The sequence below is a fragment of the Curtobacterium sp. MCJR17_043 genome (assembly GCF_003224315.2).
Taxonomy (GTDB): domain Bacteria; phylum Actinomycetota; class Actinomycetes; order Actinomycetales; family Microbacteriaceae; genus Curtobacterium.
This window is the reverse complement of record NZ_CP126259.1, coordinates 2,899,016-2,917,645: the sequence shown is the minus strand read 5'-3', so window position 1 is coordinate 2,917,645 and position 18,630 is coordinate 2,899,016. Positions and strand designations below refer to the sequence as shown.

General features: G+C 72.4%; 17 protein-coding genes and 7 pseudogenes. 10 read left to right on the top strand and 14 right to left on the bottom strand.

Annotation, left to right across the window (positions count from 1 at the left end; genetic code table 11):
- Positions 1–55 precede the first annotated feature (55 nt).
- The 5 genes and pseudogenes from DEJ15_RS18925 to DEJ15_RS15165 all read right to left on the bottom strand — a co-directional run.
- Positions 56–595 (bottom strand): annotated as a pseudogene (locus DEJ15_RS18925) (molybdopterin cofactor-binding domain-containing protein); the annotation flags it as partial.
- Positions 487–939 carry a molybdopterin cofactor-binding domain-containing protein gene (locus DEJ15_RS18920; RefSeq protein WP_349814736.1) on the bottom strand — a complete coding sequence of 151 codons (453 nt, stop codon included), beginning with the start codon at positions 937–939 and terminating at the stop codon, positions 487–489. The pseudogene DEJ15_RS18925 and the gene DEJ15_RS18920, both read right to left, overlap by 109 nt.
- An 85-nt stretch (positions 940–1,024) precedes the next feature.
- A pseudogene (locus DEJ15_RS18915) lies at positions 1,025–1,576 on the bottom strand (molybdopterin cofactor-binding domain-containing protein); the annotation flags it as partial.
- 253 nt (positions 1,577–1,829) lie between these two features.
- Positions 1,830–2,156 (bottom strand): annotated as a pseudogene (locus tag DEJ15_RS18910) ((2Fe-2S)-binding protein); the annotation flags it as partial.
- A gap of 23 nt (positions 2,157–2,179) precedes the next feature.
- Positions 2,180–3,088, bottom strand: coding sequence for an FAD binding domain-containing protein (locus DEJ15_RS15165; protein ID WP_284175213.1), 909 nt, complete (start codon positions 3,086–3,088; stop codon positions 2,180–2,182).
- A 171-nt stretch (positions 3,089–3,259) separates the two neighbouring features.
- Here DEJ15_RS15165 and uraD point away from each other — a divergent pair, with 171 nt between their 5' ends.
- The 5 genes from uraD to DEJ15_RS15140 are packed head-to-tail and all read left to right on the top strand — an operon-like array spanning position 3,260 to position 5,731.
- A complete protein-coding gene (gene uraD / locus DEJ15_RS15160; protein ID WP_284175212.1) occupies positions 3,260–3,742 on the top strand; it encodes a 2-oxo-4-hydroxy-4-carboxy-5-ureidoimidazoline decarboxylase in 483 nt (160 codons plus the stop codon).
- On the top strand, positions 3,739–4,068 hold the full coding sequence (locus tag DEJ15_RS15155) for a hydroxyisourate hydrolase (RefSeq protein WP_349814735.1): 330 nt from the start codon (positions 3,739–3,741) through the stop codon (positions 4,066–4,068). Before uraD ends, DEJ15_RS15155 begins: the two co-directional genes overlap by 4 nt.
- Positions 4,069–4,076: 8 nt before the next feature.
- Positions 4,077–5,048, top strand: coding sequence for a factor-independent urate hydroxylase (pucL, locus tag DEJ15_RS15150; RefSeq protein WP_110824812.1), 972 nt, complete (start codon positions 4,077–4,079; stop codon positions 5,046–5,048).
- A gap of 16 nt (positions 5,049–5,064) precedes the next feature.
- Entirely contained in the window at positions 5,065–5,451 is a 387-nt protein-coding gene (locus DEJ15_RS15145; RefSeq protein WP_349814734.1) for a nucleotidyltransferase family protein, read from the top strand.
- The gene (locus DEJ15_RS15140) at positions 5,378–5,731 is read left to right on the top strand and encodes a hypothetical protein (RefSeq protein WP_349814733.1); all 354 of its coding nucleotides are present in this window, start codon (positions 5,378–5,380) and stop codon (positions 5,729–5,731) included. Before DEJ15_RS15145 ends, DEJ15_RS15140 begins: the two co-directional genes overlap by 74 nt.
- A gap of 3 nt (positions 5,732–5,734) precedes the next feature.
- Here the strand turns inward: DEJ15_RS15140 and DEJ15_RS15135 are convergent, their stop codons facing one another.
- Positions 5,735–6,829 carry an alkene reductase gene (locus DEJ15_RS15135; RefSeq protein ID WP_110824811.1) on the bottom strand — a complete coding sequence of 365 codons (1,095 nt, stop codon included), beginning with the start codon at positions 6,827–6,829 and terminating at the stop codon, positions 5,735–5,737.
- 68 nt (positions 6,830–6,897) lie between these two features.
- On the opposite strand from DEJ15_RS15135, the gene DEJ15_RS15130 reads away from it, so the two are divergent.
- The gene (locus tag DEJ15_RS15130; protein ID WP_284175211.1) at positions 6,898–8,430 is read left to right on the top strand and encodes a glycosyltransferase family protein; all 1,533 of its coding nucleotides are present in this window, start codon (positions 6,898–6,900) and stop codon (positions 8,428–8,430) included.
- 114 nt (positions 8,431–8,544) lie between these two features.
- Here the strand turns inward: DEJ15_RS15130 and DEJ15_RS15125 are convergent, their stop codons facing one another.
- The 5 genes and pseudogenes from DEJ15_RS15125 to DEJ15_RS15105 form a co-directional block, all read right to left on the bottom strand.
- Positions 8,545–8,757, bottom strand: coding sequence for a hypothetical protein (locus DEJ15_RS15125; RefSeq protein ID WP_110824809.1), 213 nt, complete (start codon positions 8,755–8,757; stop codon positions 8,545–8,547).
- Between the two features lie 61 nt (positions 8,758–8,818).
- Entirely contained in the window at positions 8,819–9,262 is a 444-nt protein-coding gene (locus tag DEJ15_RS15120) for a MarR family winged helix-turn-helix transcriptional regulator (protein ID WP_110824866.1), read from the bottom strand.
- Between the two features lie 121 nt (positions 9,263–9,383).
- Positions 9,384–12,150 (bottom strand): annotated as a pseudogene (locus DEJ15_RS19735) (MMPL family transporter).
- An 88-nt stretch (positions 12,151–12,238) separates the two neighbouring features.
- Positions 12,239–12,874, bottom strand: a complete 636-nt coding sequence (locus DEJ15_RS15110; protein ID WP_181419551.1) for a TetR/AcrR family transcriptional regulator — start codon at positions 12,872–12,874, stop codon at positions 12,239–12,241.
- 54 nt (positions 12,875–12,928) lie between these two features.
- On the bottom strand, positions 12,929–13,249 hold the full coding sequence (locus tag DEJ15_RS15105) for a hypothetical protein (protein ID WP_284175210.1): 321 nt from the start codon (positions 13,247–13,249) through the stop codon (positions 12,929–12,931).
- 291 nt (positions 13,250–13,540) lie between these two features.
- Between DEJ15_RS15105 and DEJ15_RS18890 the strand changes: the two are divergent.
- A pseudogene (locus DEJ15_RS18890) lies at positions 13,541–13,783 on the top strand (hypothetical protein); the annotation flags it as partial.
- Here the strand turns inward: DEJ15_RS18890 and DEJ15_RS18885 are convergent.
- Positions 13,715–14,101 (bottom strand): hypothetical protein, encoded by a 387-nt coding sequence (locus tag DEJ15_RS18885; protein ID WP_349814730.1) that lies wholly within the window; start codon positions 14,099–14,101, stop codon positions 13,715–13,717. The pseudogene DEJ15_RS18890 and the gene DEJ15_RS18885 sit on opposite strands and share 69 nt — an antisense overlap.
- Before the next feature lie 22 nt (positions 14,102–14,123).
- Between DEJ15_RS18885 and DEJ15_RS15095 the strand changes: the two genes are divergently transcribed.
- The 3 genes from DEJ15_RS15095 to bla are packed head-to-tail and all read left to right on the top strand — an operon-like array spanning position 14,124 to position 16,854.
- Positions 14,124–15,035 (top strand): NmrA family NAD(P)-binding protein, encoded by a 912-nt coding sequence (locus DEJ15_RS15095; protein ID WP_110824804.1) that lies wholly within the window; start codon positions 14,124–14,126, stop codon positions 15,033–15,035.
- Positions 15,036–15,082: 47 nt separating this feature from the next.
- Positions 15,083–15,880, top strand: coding sequence for an SDR family NAD(P)-dependent oxidoreductase (locus tag DEJ15_RS15090; RefSeq protein ID WP_110824803.1), 798 nt, complete (start codon positions 15,083–15,085; stop codon positions 15,878–15,880).
- 26 nt (positions 15,881–15,906) lie between these two features.
- Positions 15,907–16,854: a class A beta-lactamase gene (bla, locus tag DEJ15_RS15085; protein ID WP_110824865.1), complete on the top strand. Its 948-nt coding sequence runs from the start codon at positions 15,907–15,909 to the stop codon at positions 16,852–16,854.
- Positions 16,855–17,385: 531 nt separating this feature from the next.
- On the opposite strand, the pseudogene DEJ15_RS18880 reads toward bla, so the two are convergent.
- Positions 17,386–17,736 (bottom strand): annotated as a pseudogene (locus DEJ15_RS18880) (alpha/beta hydrolase); the annotation flags it as partial.
- Positions 17,737–17,946: 210 nt separating this feature from the next.
- A pseudogene (locus tag DEJ15_RS15075) lies at positions 17,947–18,618 on the bottom strand (ABC transporter substrate-binding protein); the annotation flags it as partial.
- Between the last annotated feature and the right edge of the window lie 12 nt (positions 18,619–18,630).

Sequence of the window (18,630 nt, the reverse complement as noted above, 5' to 3'; positions counted from 1 at the left end):
CCCGGGCGGTCATGTCGTCGCGCAGTGCCTGCGCGGCCGCGTACAGGGCACGTCCGGCGACGACGACGCCTGCGGAGCCGAACGCACCGGTGTCGTACCGTGCGGCGTCGGTGTCGGACTGGTGCACCTCGACGCGGTCCGGGGTGGTGCCGAGCGCGGCGGCGACGAGCTGCGTGTGCACGGTCGTCGTGCCGTTGCCGAACTCGGCCGTGCCGACGCCGATCCGGTAGCGGCCGCCCGGCAGCAGCTCGACCGAGGTGTGCGCGTGGTGTCCCCGCGGCGGCATGGTCGCGATGGCCGCGAGCGCGACGCCGGTGCCGAACGCCCAGTCCGGGGAGCCGTCGGGCCCGGGACCCGTCAGGACCGGCCCGTCCGTCCGCGGCACCTCGGGCAGGGGCCCGGCCAGGGCCTGTTCCACGAGGTCGAGGCACTGGTCGAGCCCGTAGCTGCCCTCCCACCGCAGGTCGGTCTCCTCGTGCGGATCGGTCACGACGAGCGGGTCACCGGGCACGACGACGTTCCGCCGGCGGAGCTCGAGCGGGTCGATGCCGAGCTCCCGCGCCAGCTCGTCCATCGCGGACTCGATCGCGAACACCACCTGCCCGAGGCCGTACCCGCGGAACGCCCCCCGATGGCAGGTTGTTCGTGTACACCGACTCCGCGTCCACCCGCTTGGCCGGGCACCGGTACACCGCGACGGACTCGCTGACCGAGTGGAACATGACGCCGATGCCGTGGTTGCCGTACGCCCCCCGTGTCCATCGTCTGGTCGACGTGCATCGCGGTCAACCTGCCGTCGGTGTCGGCGCCGAGGCGGACCCGGACGCGCATGGGGTGCCGCGTCGGCGCGATCGTGAACTCGTCGCGTCGGCTGAACTCGTACTGCACGGTCCGGCCCGTGCGCAGCACGGCGAGCGTGACGAGGTCCTCGGTGAGCATCTCCTGTTTGCCGCCGAACCCCCCCGCCGACCCGCTTCGCGACGACGCGCACCCGGGCCGGGTCGAGCGCGAAGACGCGGGCGATCTCGTCCCGCACCAGGAACGGGACCTGCGTGGCGGTCCGGAGCACGAGCCTCCCGTCCGGGTCCACCCACCCGCGGGTGGCGTGCGTCTCGAGGGCGGCGTGCGAGACCCGGCCGGTGCTCCAGGTGCCGTCGACGGTCGCGGCGGCGACCGCGAGGGCCGCTCCGACGTCGGCCGTCTCGCCGTGGAGGCTCGCCACGACGTTGCGCGTCGGCTCGGCGATCCGGTGCTCGGCCGACGTCTTGTCGCCGTGCAGGAGGGGTGCGCCCGGTCGGCGTGCGGCGTCCGGGTCGTGCACGCTCGGCAGGACCTGGTAGTCGACGCGGAGGAGCGCACACGCCAGCTCGGCGGTCCGGACGCTGTCGGCCACGACCGCGGCGACCCGTTGTCCGCGGAACCGCAGCACGCGGTCGAGGACCCGGGTGTCGTCCGGGTCGTCGAGTCGCGACTCGTGCCGTCCGGTGGAGAACAGGACGCCGGGGTCGTCCCGGTACGTCAACACCGCGTGCACCCCGGGGAGCGCCTCGGCCGCGGTGGTGTCGATCGCGGTGATACGGGCGTGCGGGTGCGGGCTGCCGAGGACGGCGAGGTGCAGCAGGGCCTCGGTGGCCCGGACCGCGGGGGGTGTCGGGGACGTCGAGCGTGTACTCCTCCTGCCCGGTGACGACGCGCATCGCCGCCGGCGCGACGACGGACGTGCCGACCGCTGCGCCGGGGGTCGCGCACGCGGTGTTCACGACACCGTCGAGCGCGTCCTCGATCGCCCGGTACCCGGTGCAGCGGCAGAGGTTGCCCTTGAGCTTCCGGTGCCGGTCGGCGTGGTCGTCGTCGGTGAGCGTGGACGCGGTGACGACGAACCCGGCTGTGCAGAACCCGCACTGGAACCCCGGAGCCTCCGCGAACGCGCGCTGCACCGGGTGCGGGTGCTCCGGGGTGCCGAGGCCCGCTGCCGTCGTCACCGTCCGGCCCTCCATCCGGTGTGCGGGCGTGATGCAGGAGTGCACGGGCACCCCGTCGACGAGCACCGAGCAGGCACCGCAGTCGCCGGCGTCGCACCCCTTCTTCACCGATGTCACGCCGTGCTGCCGGAGGAGCGTCCGGAGGACCTGACCGGGCTGCGGTGCGACCTCCATCGGGGTGCCGTCGACCTCGATCCTCATCGGGTCCCTCCCGCTGCGGCTTCGTCGCGGAGCTCGTGTGCGGAGCGGGTGCTGACCGCGCGGCGCCAGGCGGGGGACCCGTGCGGGTCGTCGTACCAGTGGTCGTCGGACCCGAGCGCGGCCGTGAGTGCGTCGTCGAGCCCGTCGGCCGTCGGGACCCCGGCGAACCGGAACACGATCGGGCGCGGGGTGGCCGCCGTGACCACGAGCACGAACTCCTGCGCGGACCACCGTGCGGTGACGAGGGACCCCGACCGGCCGTACGGGCTGAGCGACACGCGCCGGTACCCGGTCGTCGCTCGGAGAGCCGCCTCCGGGACCTCGAAGGACCGGATGACCTCGTCGTGGCGCAGGTCGAGCGTGCGCACGCCGAGGACGAGCCGCTCGACGGGCACCCGCCGCTCCCCGCCGTCGGGCGTCCAGATGACCGCGGTGGCGTCGAGCGTGACGAGCAGCGCCGTCATCGCACCCGCGGGCAGTCCCACGGCCACGTTCCCGCCGACGGTCGCGGCGTTCCAGACCTTGAACGACGCGAGCAGGGCGTTCGCGCACTGCTCGACGAGCGGCCATGCGCGCCACGACACATCGGGCCGCACGCGCAGCAGTGACGCGATCGTGCAGGTCGCGGCGACGGTCAGGCTGCCGGGCACCCGTTCGACGTCGGGCCAGCCGAGCGTCGTCAGGTCGACGAGGCCGGTCAGGCCGGGCTGTTCCTCCGAGAACAGCCACGTGCCGCCACCGAGCGGGCGGTCACCGGGGGGAGAACGCGAGGTCGTCGCGGTGCGACGGTGTCCGCACGGTGCGGACGGAGACGAGGTCCATGGACAGGTCCGATCAGGGCAGGGCGACGGGGGACGGTCAGCGCACCGACTCGTCGGCCGTGCGCGATCATGCCCCGGTTCCATGCCATGTCGGCAACCGTAGGGAACCGGTGTTTCAGCACCGTTTCGGGGAAGCAACAGCCGGTGGCGGTCGCCGCGCGGGAGCCGTGACCTGCTCGACCCCTGCCCGAAACACGGGGGGTGCCATCCTCCGGGACATGACCGTTCCGCTGTCCACCCCCCGTCGTCGTCCACGTGTTCGACCGACTCGACGACGCCGAGGCCCGTGCACTCGTGACGTCCTGGGCCGCCGTGCCCCGGTGGGTCGAGGCCGTGCTCGCCGGTCGTCCGTTCGGGACCGTCGGCGCCCTCACCGCGGCCGCCGACCGGCTCGCACGCACGTGGACCGACGCCGAGGTCGAGGCCGCGCTCGCCGAGCACCCGCGCATCGGTGACCGTCCCGTCGGTGACGGGGCGGCGGCAACGGCCTCCCGGCTCGAGCAGGCTGCGTCCGCCGGTGCCGACGCGGCCACCGCCGCGGCGCTCCGGCAGGGGAACGCGGACTACGAAGCGCGGTTCGACCGGGTGTTCCTGGTCCGGGCCGCCGGGCGGACCGCGGACCAGGTCCTCGCCGAACTCCGCCGACGACTCGGCAACGACGACGACACCGAACGCACCGAGGTCGCCGACCAGCTGCGGGAGATCGCCCTCCTCCGACTCGCCAGGAGCGTCGCATGAGCCACCTCACCACCCACGTGCTCGACACCACGCACGGTCGACCGGCCGCGGGCATCGCCGTCACGCTCGTCGACGCCGACGGGGTGCTCGTCGCGTCCGGCACCACCGACCCGGACGGCCGCATCGCCGCGCTCGGCCCGGACCGCCTGCCACCGGGGGGAGTGGACGCTGACGTTCGCCACCGGCGCGTACTGGGCCGGACTCGGCCTGCCGGCGTTCCACCCCCCGCGTGGTCGTCGTGCTCACGGTGCCGGACGACGCCGGGCACCTGCACGTCCCCCCTGCTGCTCAGTCCGTTCGCCCACTCCACCTACCAAGGGAGCTGACCCCGACCATGACCGACACCACCACGACCGGCACCACCACGACCGGCACCACCACCAGCACGTCCGTCCCGACGACCGTGCACCTCGGCGCGAACCAGTACGGGAAGGCCGAGGTCCGCCTGGTCCGGGTCACCCGCGACACCGACCGGCACGAGATCGAGGACCTCACCGTCACCACGCAGCTGCGCGGCGCGGCGCTCGCCGACTCCTACACGGACGGCGACAACGCGAAGGTCGTCGCGACCGACACGCAGAAGAACACCGTGTACGCCTTCGCCCGCGAGCACGGCGTGCACAGTCCCGAGGAGTTCCTGCTCCGGCTCGCCCGACACTTCACCACGGCCTTCGACTGGTACGACGGTGCGACGCTCTCCGCCGAGCAGCACACGTGGGAACGCATCACCGTCGCAGGGCGCGAGCACGACCACGCCTTCGTCCGCGCCGGAGCCGGCACCCGGACCGCGGTCGTCCAGGTCGACGGCGACGACGTGCACGTCATCGCCGGCGTGACGGACCTGACGGTGCTCAAGTCCACCGGCAGCGAGTTCCACGGTTTCCCGCGGGACGGCTACACCACCCTGGCCGAGACCGACGACCGGATCCTCGCGACCTCGGTGACCGCCCGCTGGCGGTACCTGCCGGACGCGGTCGCCGCGGGCATCAACCACGACGCCGTGTACGCCGGCGTGCTCGAGACCATGCTCGCGACCTTCGCGGAACTGCACTCCCTCGCGCTGCAGCAGACGCTCTTCGCGATGGGCCGGGCGGCGATCGAGGCGTTCCCCGAGATCGCCGAGGTGCGCTTCTCGATGCCGAACAAGCACCACTTCCTCGTCGACCTCGCGCCGTTCGGGCTCGACAACCCGGGCGAGGTCTTCTTCGCCGCCGACCGCCCGTACGGCCTCATCTCCGGCTCGGTCGTCCGGGACGGCGTGGCCGAGGCGCCCGCTGCGTGGACAGCGCTGCCCGGGTTCGTGTGACCGGGGCAGTTCCCCGGTGAGCGACCGCGCCGGGGGCACCACGGGCCTCCTGCTGGCGGCCGGGGCGGGCACCCGCATGGGCATGCCGAAGGCGCTGGTCCGCGACGCCGGCGGGCGACCGTGGGTCACCACGGCGGTCGACACGCTGCTCGCCGGCGGGTGCGACGCGGTCGTCGTCGTGCTCGGGGCATCCGCCCGGGAGGCCCGTCCGCTGGTCCCGGACCGGCCGTCGGTCCGCACGGTGGTCGCCTCCGCGTGGGCGGAGGGGATGGGGGGCGTCGCTCGCGGCCGGGCTCGCCGTCGTCAGGGAGGGCGACGGGGCCGCCGCGGTGGTCGTGTCCCTCGTCGACCTGCCGGACCTGCCGGTCGCGGCGGTCCGGCGTGTGCTCGACGCGCCGGGTGATCGTCGTAGGGCCCTACGCCGAGCCGTGCACGACGGACGCCCGGGGCACCCCGTCCTCGTGGGGCGGGTGCACTGGGGGGCCGCTGGCGGCGGTGCTCCACGGGGACCTCGGAGCTGGCCGCTACCTGCGGTCCGCCGGCGCCGAGCGGGTCGAGTGCGGCGACCTGTGGGACGGCCACGACCACGACCGGCCGGGACCCGGCCGCCGGTCAGCCGGGCGTGGCACGGACGACGGGAGGCCCGGTACCACCGGTACCGGGCCTCCCGTCTGCGCAGGTGACGACTACGCGACCGACGCGCGCACCTCGGCGAGGGTCGGGTAGTCGGTGTAGCCCTCGGCGCCCTGACCGTAGAAGAGCTCCGGCCGCGGCTCGTTGAGCTCGGCGTCCTGTTCCCAGCGCTCGGCGAGGTCCGGGTTCGCGATGGCCGGGCGGCCGACGGCGATGGCGTCGGCGATGTCCTCGTCGACGACCATGACCGCCTCGTCGCGGGTGGTCATCGCGCTGAAGCCGGAGTTGACGACGAACGGCGCACCGGCGGTCCGACGGATGTGCTGCACCAGGTCACCGGCGGGGTCGGCGTGCAGGACGTCGATGAAGGCGAGGCCGAGCGGTGCGAGCCCCTCGGCGATCGCGCTGTAGACGGCGCGCACGTCGTCGGCGTCGTCCTCGACGACACCCTGGATGCCGTGCGCCGGCGACAGGCGGATGCCGGTGCGGTCGGCGCCGATGGCCTCGGCGACTGCCGTGGTGACCTCCACTGCGAAGCGCGCGCGGTTCTCCGGCGAGCCGCCGTACTGGTCGGTCCGGGTGTTCGAGTGGGTCGACATGAACTCGTGCACCAGGTAGCCGTTCGCTCCGTGCACCTCGACGCCGTCGATGCCGGCGGCGACGGCGTTGCGGGCGGCCTGCACGAAGCCCTGGACGGCCTCGGCGACCTCGTCGGTGGTGAGCTCGTGGGGGACCGGCATGTCGGCCTTCGAGCCGTCGGCCAGGTGCGTCTGACCGGGGGCTGCGACGGCGCTCGGGCCGACGATGCGCGGGGTCTGCGAGATCGCGGGGTGCGAGACGCGGCCGCCGTGCATGAGCTGCATGACGATGGTGCCGCCGCGCTCGTGCACGGCGTCGGCCACGCGGCGCCAGCCGGCGATCTGCTCCTCGGTCTCGATGCCGGGCTGCCCGGGGTACGAGCGGCCCTCCTGGACGGGCCAGGTGCCCTCGGTGACGATCATGCCGAGGCTCGCGCGCTGCGCGTAGTGCTCGACGAGCAGGTCGTTCGGGACGCCGTGCTCACCGGCGCGGGTGCGCGTGAGCGGTGCCATGACGATGCGGTTGCTGAGTCGGAGGGCGCCGAGGGCGGCGGGTTCGAAGAGCTTCACGATGATGCTGCAACGAGCGACGACGCCCCGCCATTCCCGGGCGGGTGGCGTCGGGTAGAGTCCTCGCGATGACCAGTCCCGCGGCACGTGTTCCCGTGCCGTCGAGGACGGTGTGGACCTCCGCCGTCGTGCTGTTCGTCATCGGGGTCGTGCTCCACGCGGTCGCCGTCGACCAACGGACGCTCTGGTACGACGAGTCAGCGACCGTCATCGGAGCCGGGCGTTCCTTCGCACAGCTCGGCGAGCTCGTCCGGCACGTCGACCTCGTCCACGCCGCGTACTACGCACTGATGCACCTGTGGTTCGACGTGGTCGGCTCGTCGGCGTTCACCATCCGGTTGCCGTCCGCGGTGGCGGCTGCCGCAGCGGCCGCGCTGATGGTGCCGCTCGGGGCGCGCCTGGTGAGCGTCCGCGTCGGCGTGCTGAGCGGTGCGGTCCTGCTCGTGCTCCCCGCCACCGCCTTCGGGGCCACCAACGGCCGGTCCGGCATGTGTCAGGTCCTGGCCGCGGTCGCGGCCTCCACCGTCCTCGTGGTCGTCCTCGACCGGGTGCGGGACACTACTGCCGGCCTCGGCCGGATCTGGCTGCCGTCCGCTGCCTACGTCGTCGTCGCGGCGCTCGCCATCGCCCTCCAGCTGTGGTTCGTCTTCGTCGTGGTCGCGCACGCGGTCGTCGCGGTGCTGGTCCTCGGTGCGCGGGGTCGTCCACCGGTCGCCCGCCTCGCCCCTGTCGCGACGGCGTTCGTCGTGCTCGCCGTCGCCACCCTGCCGTTCGCCCTCGCCGCTTCGCACCAGAGCGCACAGGTCTCCTGGCTGCGGGCGCCGGACGTGACGGGTGTGCTGACCACGCTGTGGCGGGACGAGTCGTTCTCGGTCGGCCTCGTCGAACGGTCCGCGGTCGGCGCATCCGTGACGGCGAGCGTCGGGTGGGTGCTCGCCGCGGTCGGAGGCGCTCGACTGTTCCGTCGACATCGCGAGGGGTTCTGGTCGGTCGCGCTCTGGTGGGCCGTGCCGCCGGTCGGCTTGCTGCTCGTGAGCGCCGCTGGTTCCCCCCGCTTTCTCCGCCCGGTACCTCGTCTTCTGCGTGCCGGCCTTCGCGCTCCTGATGGCCGTGGGGATCGACACGGTGCTCGGCGATCCGCTCGACCGTGTGCCCCGGGCGGGTGCGCAGGCTGTACCGAGGCCGTCATGGCTCGGCCGTGTGGCGGTCTGCGCGCTGGCTCTGGTGCTGGTGGCCGGAGGTGCGCAGGCCTGGGTCCTCGTCCGGTGGGGCACGCCGACGACCCAGGACTGGAAGACCGTCGCCGAGACGATCTCTGCCGGGCGGCGTCCCGCGGACCGGAGCGCGCTGGTCTACGGCGAGCTGGGCCGCACGGGTTTCCAACTCGGGGTCGACTACCCGGAGGCGCTGCGGGGCGTCGACGACCTGACGTTCGGTGGGTCGGAACAGCCCTCCGACGCACTCTGGCCTGTAGCCCGCGACCCAGAAGAGGCCGTGGCCGCCGTCGGCGACCACGACGTCGTCTGGTACGTGGGTTCGAGCGGTGCGTCGCTCCGCGGCGTCACGGAGGAGCTCCACGAGCGGCACTTCCGGGGCGATGACCGCACTCGGTTCCGCGGCGGCATCGTGATCGAGTTCCGACGGATCAGCTCCGACTGAGCCGCATCACACGGACGTTCGGTCACCGTCCCGGCAGACCGACGGGTCGGGACCCGTCAGGGGCGCGGGCACACCAGGGTGGACGAGCGGACCTGACCCTCGGGGCGGATCACGGTGTGCAGGGACAGCGGCTGGTGGCAGATCGGGCATCCGCGGTCGATGGTGCGGTCGTCGATGCCCTCCGGGTGCCCGGCACCGATCTGCGACGGCCCCATCTTGTCGATGAGGGTCGTGTTCCACCGCTGGTACCACTGTGCGAAACGTCCCACGACGCCCTTTCCGTTCGTGCCCTGATCATCAGTGTACTCGCGGTCCGCTCGTCGGACGCGGTCAGGCGTGGTCGACGACGTCGAGGAGCGCCGTCAACTCGTCCTTGAGTGCTTCGAGCCGCGCGACGGGCCACCCGAGCCGCGCCGCCACGGCGACGGGGACTGCTTCGGCGCGGTCACGGAGTGCGCGCCCCGCGGTCGTCAGCGACACCGCGAGCTGTCGTTCGTCCTCGGTGCTCCGGCCACGACGGACGTAGCCCGACGCTTCCAGCCGCTTCAGGAGCGGGCTCAAGGTCGCGGACTCCAGACGGAGGTCGTTCGCGATCTCCCGCACCGAGCGCGGGTCACGCTCCCACAGGGCGAGCATCACGAGGTACTGCGGGTGGGTGAGGCCCATCGGTTCGAGCAGCTCGCGGTAGAGCCCGACGACGCTCCGGCTCGTGGCCGCGAGGGCGAAGCAGAGCTGCCGGTCGAGGGAGAGCGGGTCCGTCGCGGTGTGCGCCATGCAGCCACCGTACCCTTCGTACACGAAGAGTTGCATGAGCGGTGGCTGCGACCGGACGCACAGGAGGCCCGGTGCCGGTCTCGTGGACCGGCACCGGGCCTCCAGGCGGTGGCGCTGCTGCCTACGCGCGGTGCGCCGGCGGGTGTCCCGAACCGTGCGTCGGCGCGTCCGGCTCCGCCGGAGCGGCGTGCGACCCGTGGTGGCCGCCGCCGGACTGCGCGTCGCCGACGGGGTCCGTCGCTGCCTGTCCGGCGTCGGCCTGTCCCGTGGCGGCCGGGGTGCTGCCGTCCGCGACGGAGCGGTGCCCGGTGGCCGGCTGCATGCGCTCGAGCTTCGCGCCCTCCACGTCCACGTCCGGCAGGATCCGGTCGAGCCACTTCGGGATCCACCAGGCGCTCCGACCGAGCAGGTGCATAACGGCCGGGATGAGCAGCATGCGGACGACGAATGCGTCGAGCAGGACACCGAACGCCAGACCGAACCCGATCGGCTTGATGGTCGAGGACTCCGAGAAGATGAAGCCCGCGAACACCGAGATCATGATGATCGCGGCCGCCGTGACCACCGCGCGGCCGGCGTGCAGCCCGCGCTGCACCGCGACCTTCGCGCTGGCCCCGTGGGCGTACGCCTCACGCATGCCGGAGACCAGGAAGAGCTGGTAGTCCATCGCGAGCCCGAACAGGATGCCGATCTCGATGATGGGCAGGAAGCTCAGGATCGGTGCCGGGTCGTGCACGCCGAACACGCTGCCGAGCCAGCCGAACTGGTAGATCGCGGTCAGGCCACCGAACGAGGCGAGCACGGACAAGATGAACCCCGCCGTCGCCGTGATCGGCACCAGGAACGACCGGAACACGATGATGAGGATGATCAGCGACAGGCCGACCACGACCGCCAGGTAGAGCGGCAGCACGTTCGCGAGCTTCTCGGACACGTCGATGTTCGCACTGGCGTTGCCCGCGACACCGAGCTCCACCCGTCCGTCGTCGGTCGAGACGCTCTGGGCGCGGAGGTCCTTGACGAGCTCCTCGGTCGAGACGCTGTCCGGGCCGCCGTTCGGCTTCACCTGGAAGGCGATGATCGTGCGGTCCTTCGACGCGCCGATCGGGAGCACGGCGTCGACGTCGTCGTTCTCCGCGAGCGCCTGGCCGATCGTGACCTCGGTCGCGGTGACGTCGTCCTCGCTGACCGCCTGCGGCAGTGTCGCGACGACGAGCAGCGGTCCGTTCTGACCGGCGCCGAACTCCTGCTCGAGCGTCTTGTACGCCTTGTACTGGCTGGACTCGACCGCCTCGGACGACCCGGAGGGCAGCCCGAGTCGCATCTGCGTGGCGGGGAGGGCGATCGTGCCGAGGACGGCGACGCCCGCGACGAGGGTGATGACCGCGCGCCAGGTCGACATCGGCTTGTTCGGCACCCGGACGGACCCGGTGTTGCCGATCTGCTGGCGCTCCTTCTTCCGCAGGATCCGGAGGCCGAGCAGCGACAGCAGTGCCGGCGTGAACGAGGTCGCGATGAGGATGGCGAACAGGACCGCCACCGCCCCGACGGTGCCCATCAGGCCGAGGAACGGGATGCCCGTGATGTTCAACGCCAGGAGCGCGACGATGACCGTCGTGCCGGCGAAGACCACGGCGTTGCCCGAGGTGCCGTTCGCGAGCCCGATGGACTCGTGCACGCCCATGCCCTGCTTCAGCTGCGTCCGGTGCCGGTTGAGGATGAACAGCGAGTAGTCGATGCCGACGGCCAGGCCGAGCATCACCCCCCAGGACCGGCGTGACCGAGATGAACTCGACGAGGTCCGAGAACGAGAGCGACGCGAGGGTGGCGACGCCGACGCCGAGCACCGCGCTGAGGAGCGGGATCGCGGCACCGATGACGGTGCGGAGCATGAGGAACAGCACGAGCGCCGCGATGACGACGCCGATGATCTCGCCCGGTCCGAGGATCGAGGGCACGCCCTGCGCGATGTCGTTGGACACGTACACGTCGACGCCGCTGATCGTCGCCGCCTCGGCGCGGTCGGAGATCTCCTGCTTCGTGGTCTGCGGGACCTCGTACGTCGACTTCGCGAACTGCACCGTGCCGATGGCCGCGGAGTCGTCCGACGAGACGAAGCGGATGTCCTTCGACAGGTCGAGCAGGTCGGAACCCTGTTCGAGGTCACGCTCGCTGTCCTCGAGCTTCTGCGTGTTCTGGTCGATGGTCTTCTGCGCGTCGGCGAGCTGCTGCTCGCCCGCGGTGAGCTGCTGCTGCTGGGCGTCGATCTGCGCCTGCGCCTGCTCGAGCTGCTGCTGGCCGGCCAGTGCCTGCGCCTGGGCGGCGGGGCTCGCAGCCGCGGCGGCACCGGCGGCGCTGGCCTGGGCCTCCGCCTGGGCCTTCTGCGCGTCGAGCTGGGCCTGGGCGTCCGCGATCTGCTGCTTGCCGGACTCCAGCTGCTCCTTCTGGGCGTCGAGCTGCGCCTGACCGTCTTCGAGCTCCTTCCGCCCGTCGCTGATCTCCTTGCGCCCGTCGACGATCTTCTGCCGCTGGTCGTCGAGTCGCTGCTGCGTCGCGAAACCGTCGGTCGTGCCCTTGACGCCCGGCAGGTCCTCGAGGTCCGTCAGGAACGCCTGCACGTCGTCCCGCTGGGCGCTCGTGAAGGCCCCGCCGTCCTTCGTCTGGAAGACGATCGTCCCGTTGCCGCCGTTCGCACTCGGGAACTTGTCGGCGAGTTCGTCCTGCACCTGGCTGGTCTTCGTGCCGGGGATCGAGATCGCGGAGGAGATCGTGCCCGAGAACAGGCTGAAGGTGACACCGGCGATCGCCATGAGCACGATCCAGGCGATGATCACCGTCCAGTGTCGGCGGGCCGCGAAGCGACCGAGGCGGTAGAGGAGACCGGCCATGCTGGGCGCCGTTCCTTTCGTGGTGGAGGGTTGTTGGTCGGAGTGGGGTGCGCCGGTGGACCCCGGGGGGAGTGGTCGGTGGAGAAGGTCAGGATTCGGGGAGGTAGCCGCTGCGGACGCTGTGCACGAGCCGCCCGAGCAGTGCGTCCCAGGCGGCCCGGGCGTCGTCGTCGAGCCGCGGTCCGGTGGTCGTGAGCCAGTGGTCGGCGATCACGACGATGCCGCTCATCAACGAGTCCACCAGCAGGGCGGTGTCCAGGGCATCAGCTGCGGGATGGCGACGGGCGACCTCGCTGCGGAGGCGTCCCGTGACGCGCGCGAAGGCGGTCTGCGTCAGGGCGGTGGCCTTCGGGTCGTCGCCCTCCGGCTCGCCGAGGATCCGGTGCAGGCGGACGATGGCGCTCGGCAGGTCGGTGCCGCGGGCGGCCGACTCGAGCTCGTCGAACATCGCCGACCGTGAGCCGTCCCCGACCGGCGTGCTGGCGATCTCGGCCAGGAACCGGTCGATGATGACGGACAGTGCCTCCTCGCACACGGCCAGGCGTACCTCGTCGAGCGAGGGGAAGTGGTTGAAGACGGTGCGCCGGGCGACGTCGGCGCGTGCCGCGAGTTCGTCGACGCTGAACTCGCCGCCGCGGTCTTCGATGAGCTCGCGGGCAGCGCCGAGGATCGCCTCGCGGTGCCGTTCCTTGAGGGCAGCACGGCGATCGGGCGAGCGGGTCACGACGTCGACACTAGGTGCATCGATGCACTCGGTGCATCTTCGCCGGGCCGATCCTCAGGAACGTCCCCCCGGTCGACTCAGCGCGATGCGCGCCGGTGCCGTCCGTGTCGCTGCAGCAGTGCCACCCAGCGGGGGGAGGCGGCGGTCGCCGGCGACGACCGCCTCCACGGTGCTGGACGGTGCGAACGCGAACCAGGGGCAGTTGGGGCAGACGTGCAGCCACTCGTGGACGGCGAGCCCGACGCCGTAGTACTGGTTCCGGGCGACGCGGAGCGGACGTGCGCACCGGGGACAGGACAGCTTGCCGCCGTCCCGGTCGATCGCGATCGATGGGGTGGTGTCTGCAGTGGTGCGTGCATCGTCGACAGCAGTCATGGCCCGAACCTCTCCGGTGTCCCGTCACGCTCCGTTGCGTGGCTGTGCGGAGAGGATACGACGCGTCCGGCCGCATCGCACACCGGATCACCGCCGTGTCCCGTGGACGCGGAGCCGGGTGTGCGGCGCTGCCGGTGCGGGTGGTGTCAGCGGAGCTGACGGAACGTCGCGCGGATGTCGGCGACGAGCAGTTCCGGCTGCTCGAGCAGGGCGAAGTGCCCCGAGATGATCTCTCTCGAAGACAGTCTCGGTGTTGTATCGTCTGCAGCATGGACGATCGAGTGACGGCAGGTGACCTCCCTGAGATCGACTGGGACGCGCAGGGCATCGAGACCGAGCTCGGTTGGGCCGTCCCCCCTCGTCCTCCAGGAGTACGTCCGGCTCGGGAGCGTGGCGGTCGCGGACGTCCCCGGCGGTCCCCGCGGCTACCAGGTGCTCGTGGCGACCACGACGGAAGAGGCCTCCTCACAGCTCCTGCTCGCGAACCGACTCGGCATCGACAAGACCCAGATGACCTACGTCATCGACGCGCTCGAGGCCGCCGGGTTCGTCGAACGCCGACCGGACCCGACCGACCGCCGTGTCCGTCAGGTGCACCCGACCGACGCCGGGCGCGCCCTGCTCAGCCGCACCCGCCGGACCCTCAGAGCTGCCGAGGAGGTCCTCATGCGCCATCTCGAGCCGGACGAACAGACCACGATGCGTCGGCTCCTGGCCCGCGTCGCGCTCTCCGCCGGGGCAGGGACAGCAGGAGTGCGCGGGGACGACCCCGCGTTCGAGCACCCCCCTCGCCGTCCCGGAGCGATCCCGGCGGCGCACGCAGACCACCACCTCGTCGACCTCGTCGACCACCCCACAGTGAGGCCACTCCCCCATGACCAGTACCGTCCTCGTCGCCGGCGCCACCGGCGACCTCGGCCAGCGCATCGTCCGCGAACTCGTGGAGCGCGACGTCCGCGTCCGGGTCCTCACCCGCCCCGGGAGCGGGACCGCCACCGACCTCTTCGGCGCCGACCCGCGCGTCGACGTGGTCGCCGCGGCGTACACGGACCACGCGGCCCTCACCGAGGCCGTGGCAGGGGTCGACGTCGTCGTCTCGGCCGTCAGCGGGACCCGTCCCGTGATCGTGGACGCGCAGCGCGCCCTGCTCGCGGCGACCGTCGCGGCCGGCGTGCCGCGCTTCATCCCGTCGGACTACTCGGCCGACTACCGACGCATCACGCCCGGCACGAACCGCAACTTCGAACTCCGACGCGAGTTCGCCGCCGAGGTCGACGCCGCGCCCGTCCGCGCGACGTCGATCCTCACCGGCATGTTCACGGACCTGCTCACCGGCCAGGCGCCGATGATCCTGTTCGGGCGGCGCCGCGTCCTGTTCTGGTCCTCCGCCGACCAGGTCCTCGACTTCACCACGAAGGACGACGTCGCCCGCGTGGTGGCCCTCACCGCGTTGGACGACGACGCCCCGCGCGTCGTCGAGACGGCGGGCGACCACATCTCGGCACGGGACGTCGCGCACATCATGAGCGAGTTGACCGGCACCGCCTTCCGCCTGCAGTGGGCCGGCACGACCGGGACGCTCTCCGCGATGAGCGCGGTCGGGAAGCGGCTGTCGGGGAACCCGGACGAGACGTTCCCGGCCTGGCAGGGGATGCAGTACTTCGTGAGCATGTTCAGCGGGGAGGCGCAGCTGCGGCACGTCGACGACGACCGCTACGGTCCGCACACCTGGACGACCGTCCGCGACGTGCTCCGAGCACACCTCGAGCCGGACGCGACCCGGTGACGGAGGGGCCGTGACGCCCCGGACGGAGGACCGTTAGCGTGGCGGCCATGACGCAGATCGACCTGACCGGGCGGACCGCCCTGGTGACCGGCTCCACGCAGGGCATCGGACTCGCGATCGCCGTGGACCTGGCCCGCGCCGGGGCGTCGGTGGTCGTGAACGGACGCGGTTCGGACGGGGTGCAGCGGGCGATCGGTGCCGTCCGCGATGCCGTCCACGGGGCGCAGGTCGACGGTGTCGCCGCCGACCTGTCCACGGCGGACGGCGCGGCCGCGGTGCTCGACGCGCACCCGCACGTCGACGTGCTCGTCAACAACCTCGGGATCTTCGGCAGCCGCGACCCGTTCGCGATCACCGACGACGAATGGCGCCACTACTTCGAGGTGAACGTCCTCTCCGCGATCCGCCTGATCCGCTCCTACCTGCCCGCGATGACCGAGCACGGGTACGGGCGCGTGGTGTCCATCGCGAGCGACTCCGCCGTCGTCACCCCGGCCGAGATGATCCACTACGGCATGACGAAGACGGCGCTCCTGGCGGTGACGCGGGGGTTCGCCAAGGCGGTCAAGGGCACGGGCGTCACCGTCAACACCGTGATCGCCGGACCGACCCACACCGCCGGCGTCGAGGACTTCGTCGCCGAGCTGGTCGGCACCGACCTGCCCTGGGACCAGGCACAGCGCACGTTCATGCGGGAGCACCGGCCGCAGTCCCTCGTCGAGCGCCTGCTCGAACCGGAGGAGGTCGCCCACATGGTGACCTACCTCGCGTCGCCGCTGGCGTCCGCCACGACGGGCGGGGCGCTCCGCGCGGACGGCGGGTACGTCGACGCGATCCTGCCGTGACCGGGCGACGGGGCGGGCACACCCCGGTGGCAGCGCTCGCCGCGGTGGTGGCCCTGTCGCTCGGCCTCGCCGGGTGCCAGGACGCAGCTGCGTCCGATGCGACGCACAGCCCGTCCGGGATGGCCGCCGCGACCTCCGGACAGTCGACGCCGACGCCGACGTCGACTCCGGCAAGGATTCCGGCACCGACGACGGACGCGGCCGCCGAGCGGGCCTTCGCGGCACTCGAGACCGAGCACGACGCCCGGCTCGGCGTCGTCGCGATCGACACCGGCAGCGGGGTCGGTGTCGCGCACCGGGCGGACGAGCGGTTCGCGTTCGCCTCGGCGGCGAAGGTGTTCATCGCCGCGACCGTGCTCGACGCCGCCGCACCGGACGACCTCGACGCCGTCGTGCCGATCGGCCAGGGCGACGTGCTCTCGTACGCGCCGGTCACCGGTCAGCACGTCGGCTCGGGCATGACGGTGCGCGCACTGCTCGCGGCGATGGTGCGCTCGAGTGACAACACGGCGGCGAACCTGCTCGTGGCCAGGGTCGGCGGGCCGGCTGCCGTGCAGCGGTGGCTCCGCGGCATCGGGGACGACGTGACCCGGGTCGACCGCGTGGAACCGGACCTGAACGAGGCCGTGCCCGGTGACGAGCGGGACACGACCACCCCGGCCCAGTTCGCCGCCGATCTCCGCACGGTCCTGCTGGGCGGCGCCCTCGACCCCGACGACCGCGCGTTGCTCGTCGACCTGATGCGCGGGACGACGACGGGTGCGGGGACGATCCGCGCGGGCGTGCCCGAGGGCTGGACGGTCGCGGACAAGACCGGCACCGGGTCGTACGGCGTGCGGAACGACGTCGGGATCGTGACACCGCCCGGGCGTGACCCGATCGTGCTCGTCGTGATGACGGGCCACGACACCGCGGACGCCGAACCGGATGACGCGCTCGTCGCCGCTGCCACCCGCACCGCCCTGCGGGGCTGATCCCCGTCGGTCAGCGGGGGGAGCACCGCCGACCACCGCTCGACGGCGTCGTAGGCGCGCTCGCGCACCGGCGCCGCCGAGAGCACGACGTCGTGCAGCGCGCCGTGCAGTCGGCGGACCGTCACCTCGTCGCCGAGTGACAGTGCGCGTCTCGCGACGGCGTCGACGTTGAGGGCCACGTCGGCGTGGGACATGCCCTCGTTCCACCGCGGCTGCAGCATGCTCTTGTCGCTGAGCATGACGAGCACCGGGACCGTGAGGCCGAGCCCGTGCGCGACCCGCTCCTGCCCGGCGAACACCGCGGCGAGCCAGCCCGGGTGCAGCGGGAAGCCGCGTTCGGGTCGCCACCGTTGGTCGTACGTCCACGACCCCTCCGCGGAGCTCGACACCGTGCGTGTGTAGAAGCCGGGGTCGACCGCCGGCATCGGCGCGAGGGGGGTTCCGCTTCGCACCCAGCTTGATGACGGGCGCGACGACCGCCCGCCCGATCGCGTCGGCCTGGAACTCGAGCCACGGGCTGTTCAGCACGAGTCCCTCGACGAGCGCCGGGTGCCGCGCTGCCCAGAGCGCCAGCGTGAGCCCGCCCGTGGAGTGGCCCATCGGCACGAGCCGCCGGCGCTGCCCGGGGTGCTCTGCCCGGATCGCGTCGAGCGCGGCGGCGATGTCCTCGTCGTAGGTGGCCAGGTCGCCCACGTGCCCGGGCGTCTGGTGCGGCCGCAGACTCCGCCCGTACTTCCGCAGGTCCAGGGCGTGGAAGCGGGCGCCGAGCCGCTCGACGCGCTCGGCGAGCTCGGTCTGGAAGAAGTAGTCCGACCACCCGTGCACGTACAGGACGTCGACGTCGTGCAGCGGACCGGCACGGGGTCGGAGCCGGTCGGTCATCGTCCGCCGTCGACGGACCAGGGTGGCGACGACCGGGCCTTCGGCGTCCTCGCCGAGCGGGAGCTCGAGTCGCTCGTACGGCGGGCCGAGGACGTCCTCGTGCCACCCCGCGTCGGTCATGCCTCGTTCCTACCGCACGACGCTGCGCGACGACGGACGGGAGGCCCTCACCTTCTGGTGGGGACCTCCCGTCCGTGTTCGTGGGGTCGCTCAGGCGACCGGCTCGCTGTCGTCGAGCCAGCCGGCGAGCTTCGTCATGTAGTCGGCCTGTGAGGCGTAGTCGAGCGCCGGGAAGGTGAAGCTGTGCACCTGACCGGCCTGCAGGGCCGGGTTGTCGGCGAACGTGGGCTGCTTCTCGAGGTCGGCCACCTGGTAGCCCTGCTGCGACAGCAGGATGACGTCGGCCGAGATCTGGCCCGCGTTCTCCCAGCTGTAGATGCCCCAGTAGAAGCCCTTCGGCTTCGGGGTCACCAGGTCGACGCCGAAGTCGCTCCACATCTGCAGCGTGGGCTCGTCGGACGGGCGGGTGACGTAGGCGCCGTCACCGTCGGCGTACATCGAGACGACGGACAGGCCGCTCTCTTCGGACGCGGTCCGGAGGGTCTCCTTCGCCGTGTCGAACTGCTGCTCCGCGGACTCCACGGCGGACTCGTCGGCGCCGAGGTCCTCGGCGAGGTCGGCGATGTCCTCGATGACGTCGAGGCCCTTGCCGCCCCACTTGACCGTCGCGACGGGGGCGATCGCCTCGACCTGCTCCTGCTGCTCCTTGTCCTTGAAGCCGTAGGCCGGCTGCGAGGCGTCGAGCGTGCCCTCCGCGTCGGTCGGGTAGACCGAGGTCACGACGAGGTCGGGCTTCAGTGCAGCGAGCTGCTCGAGGTCGATGTCGCCGTAGGC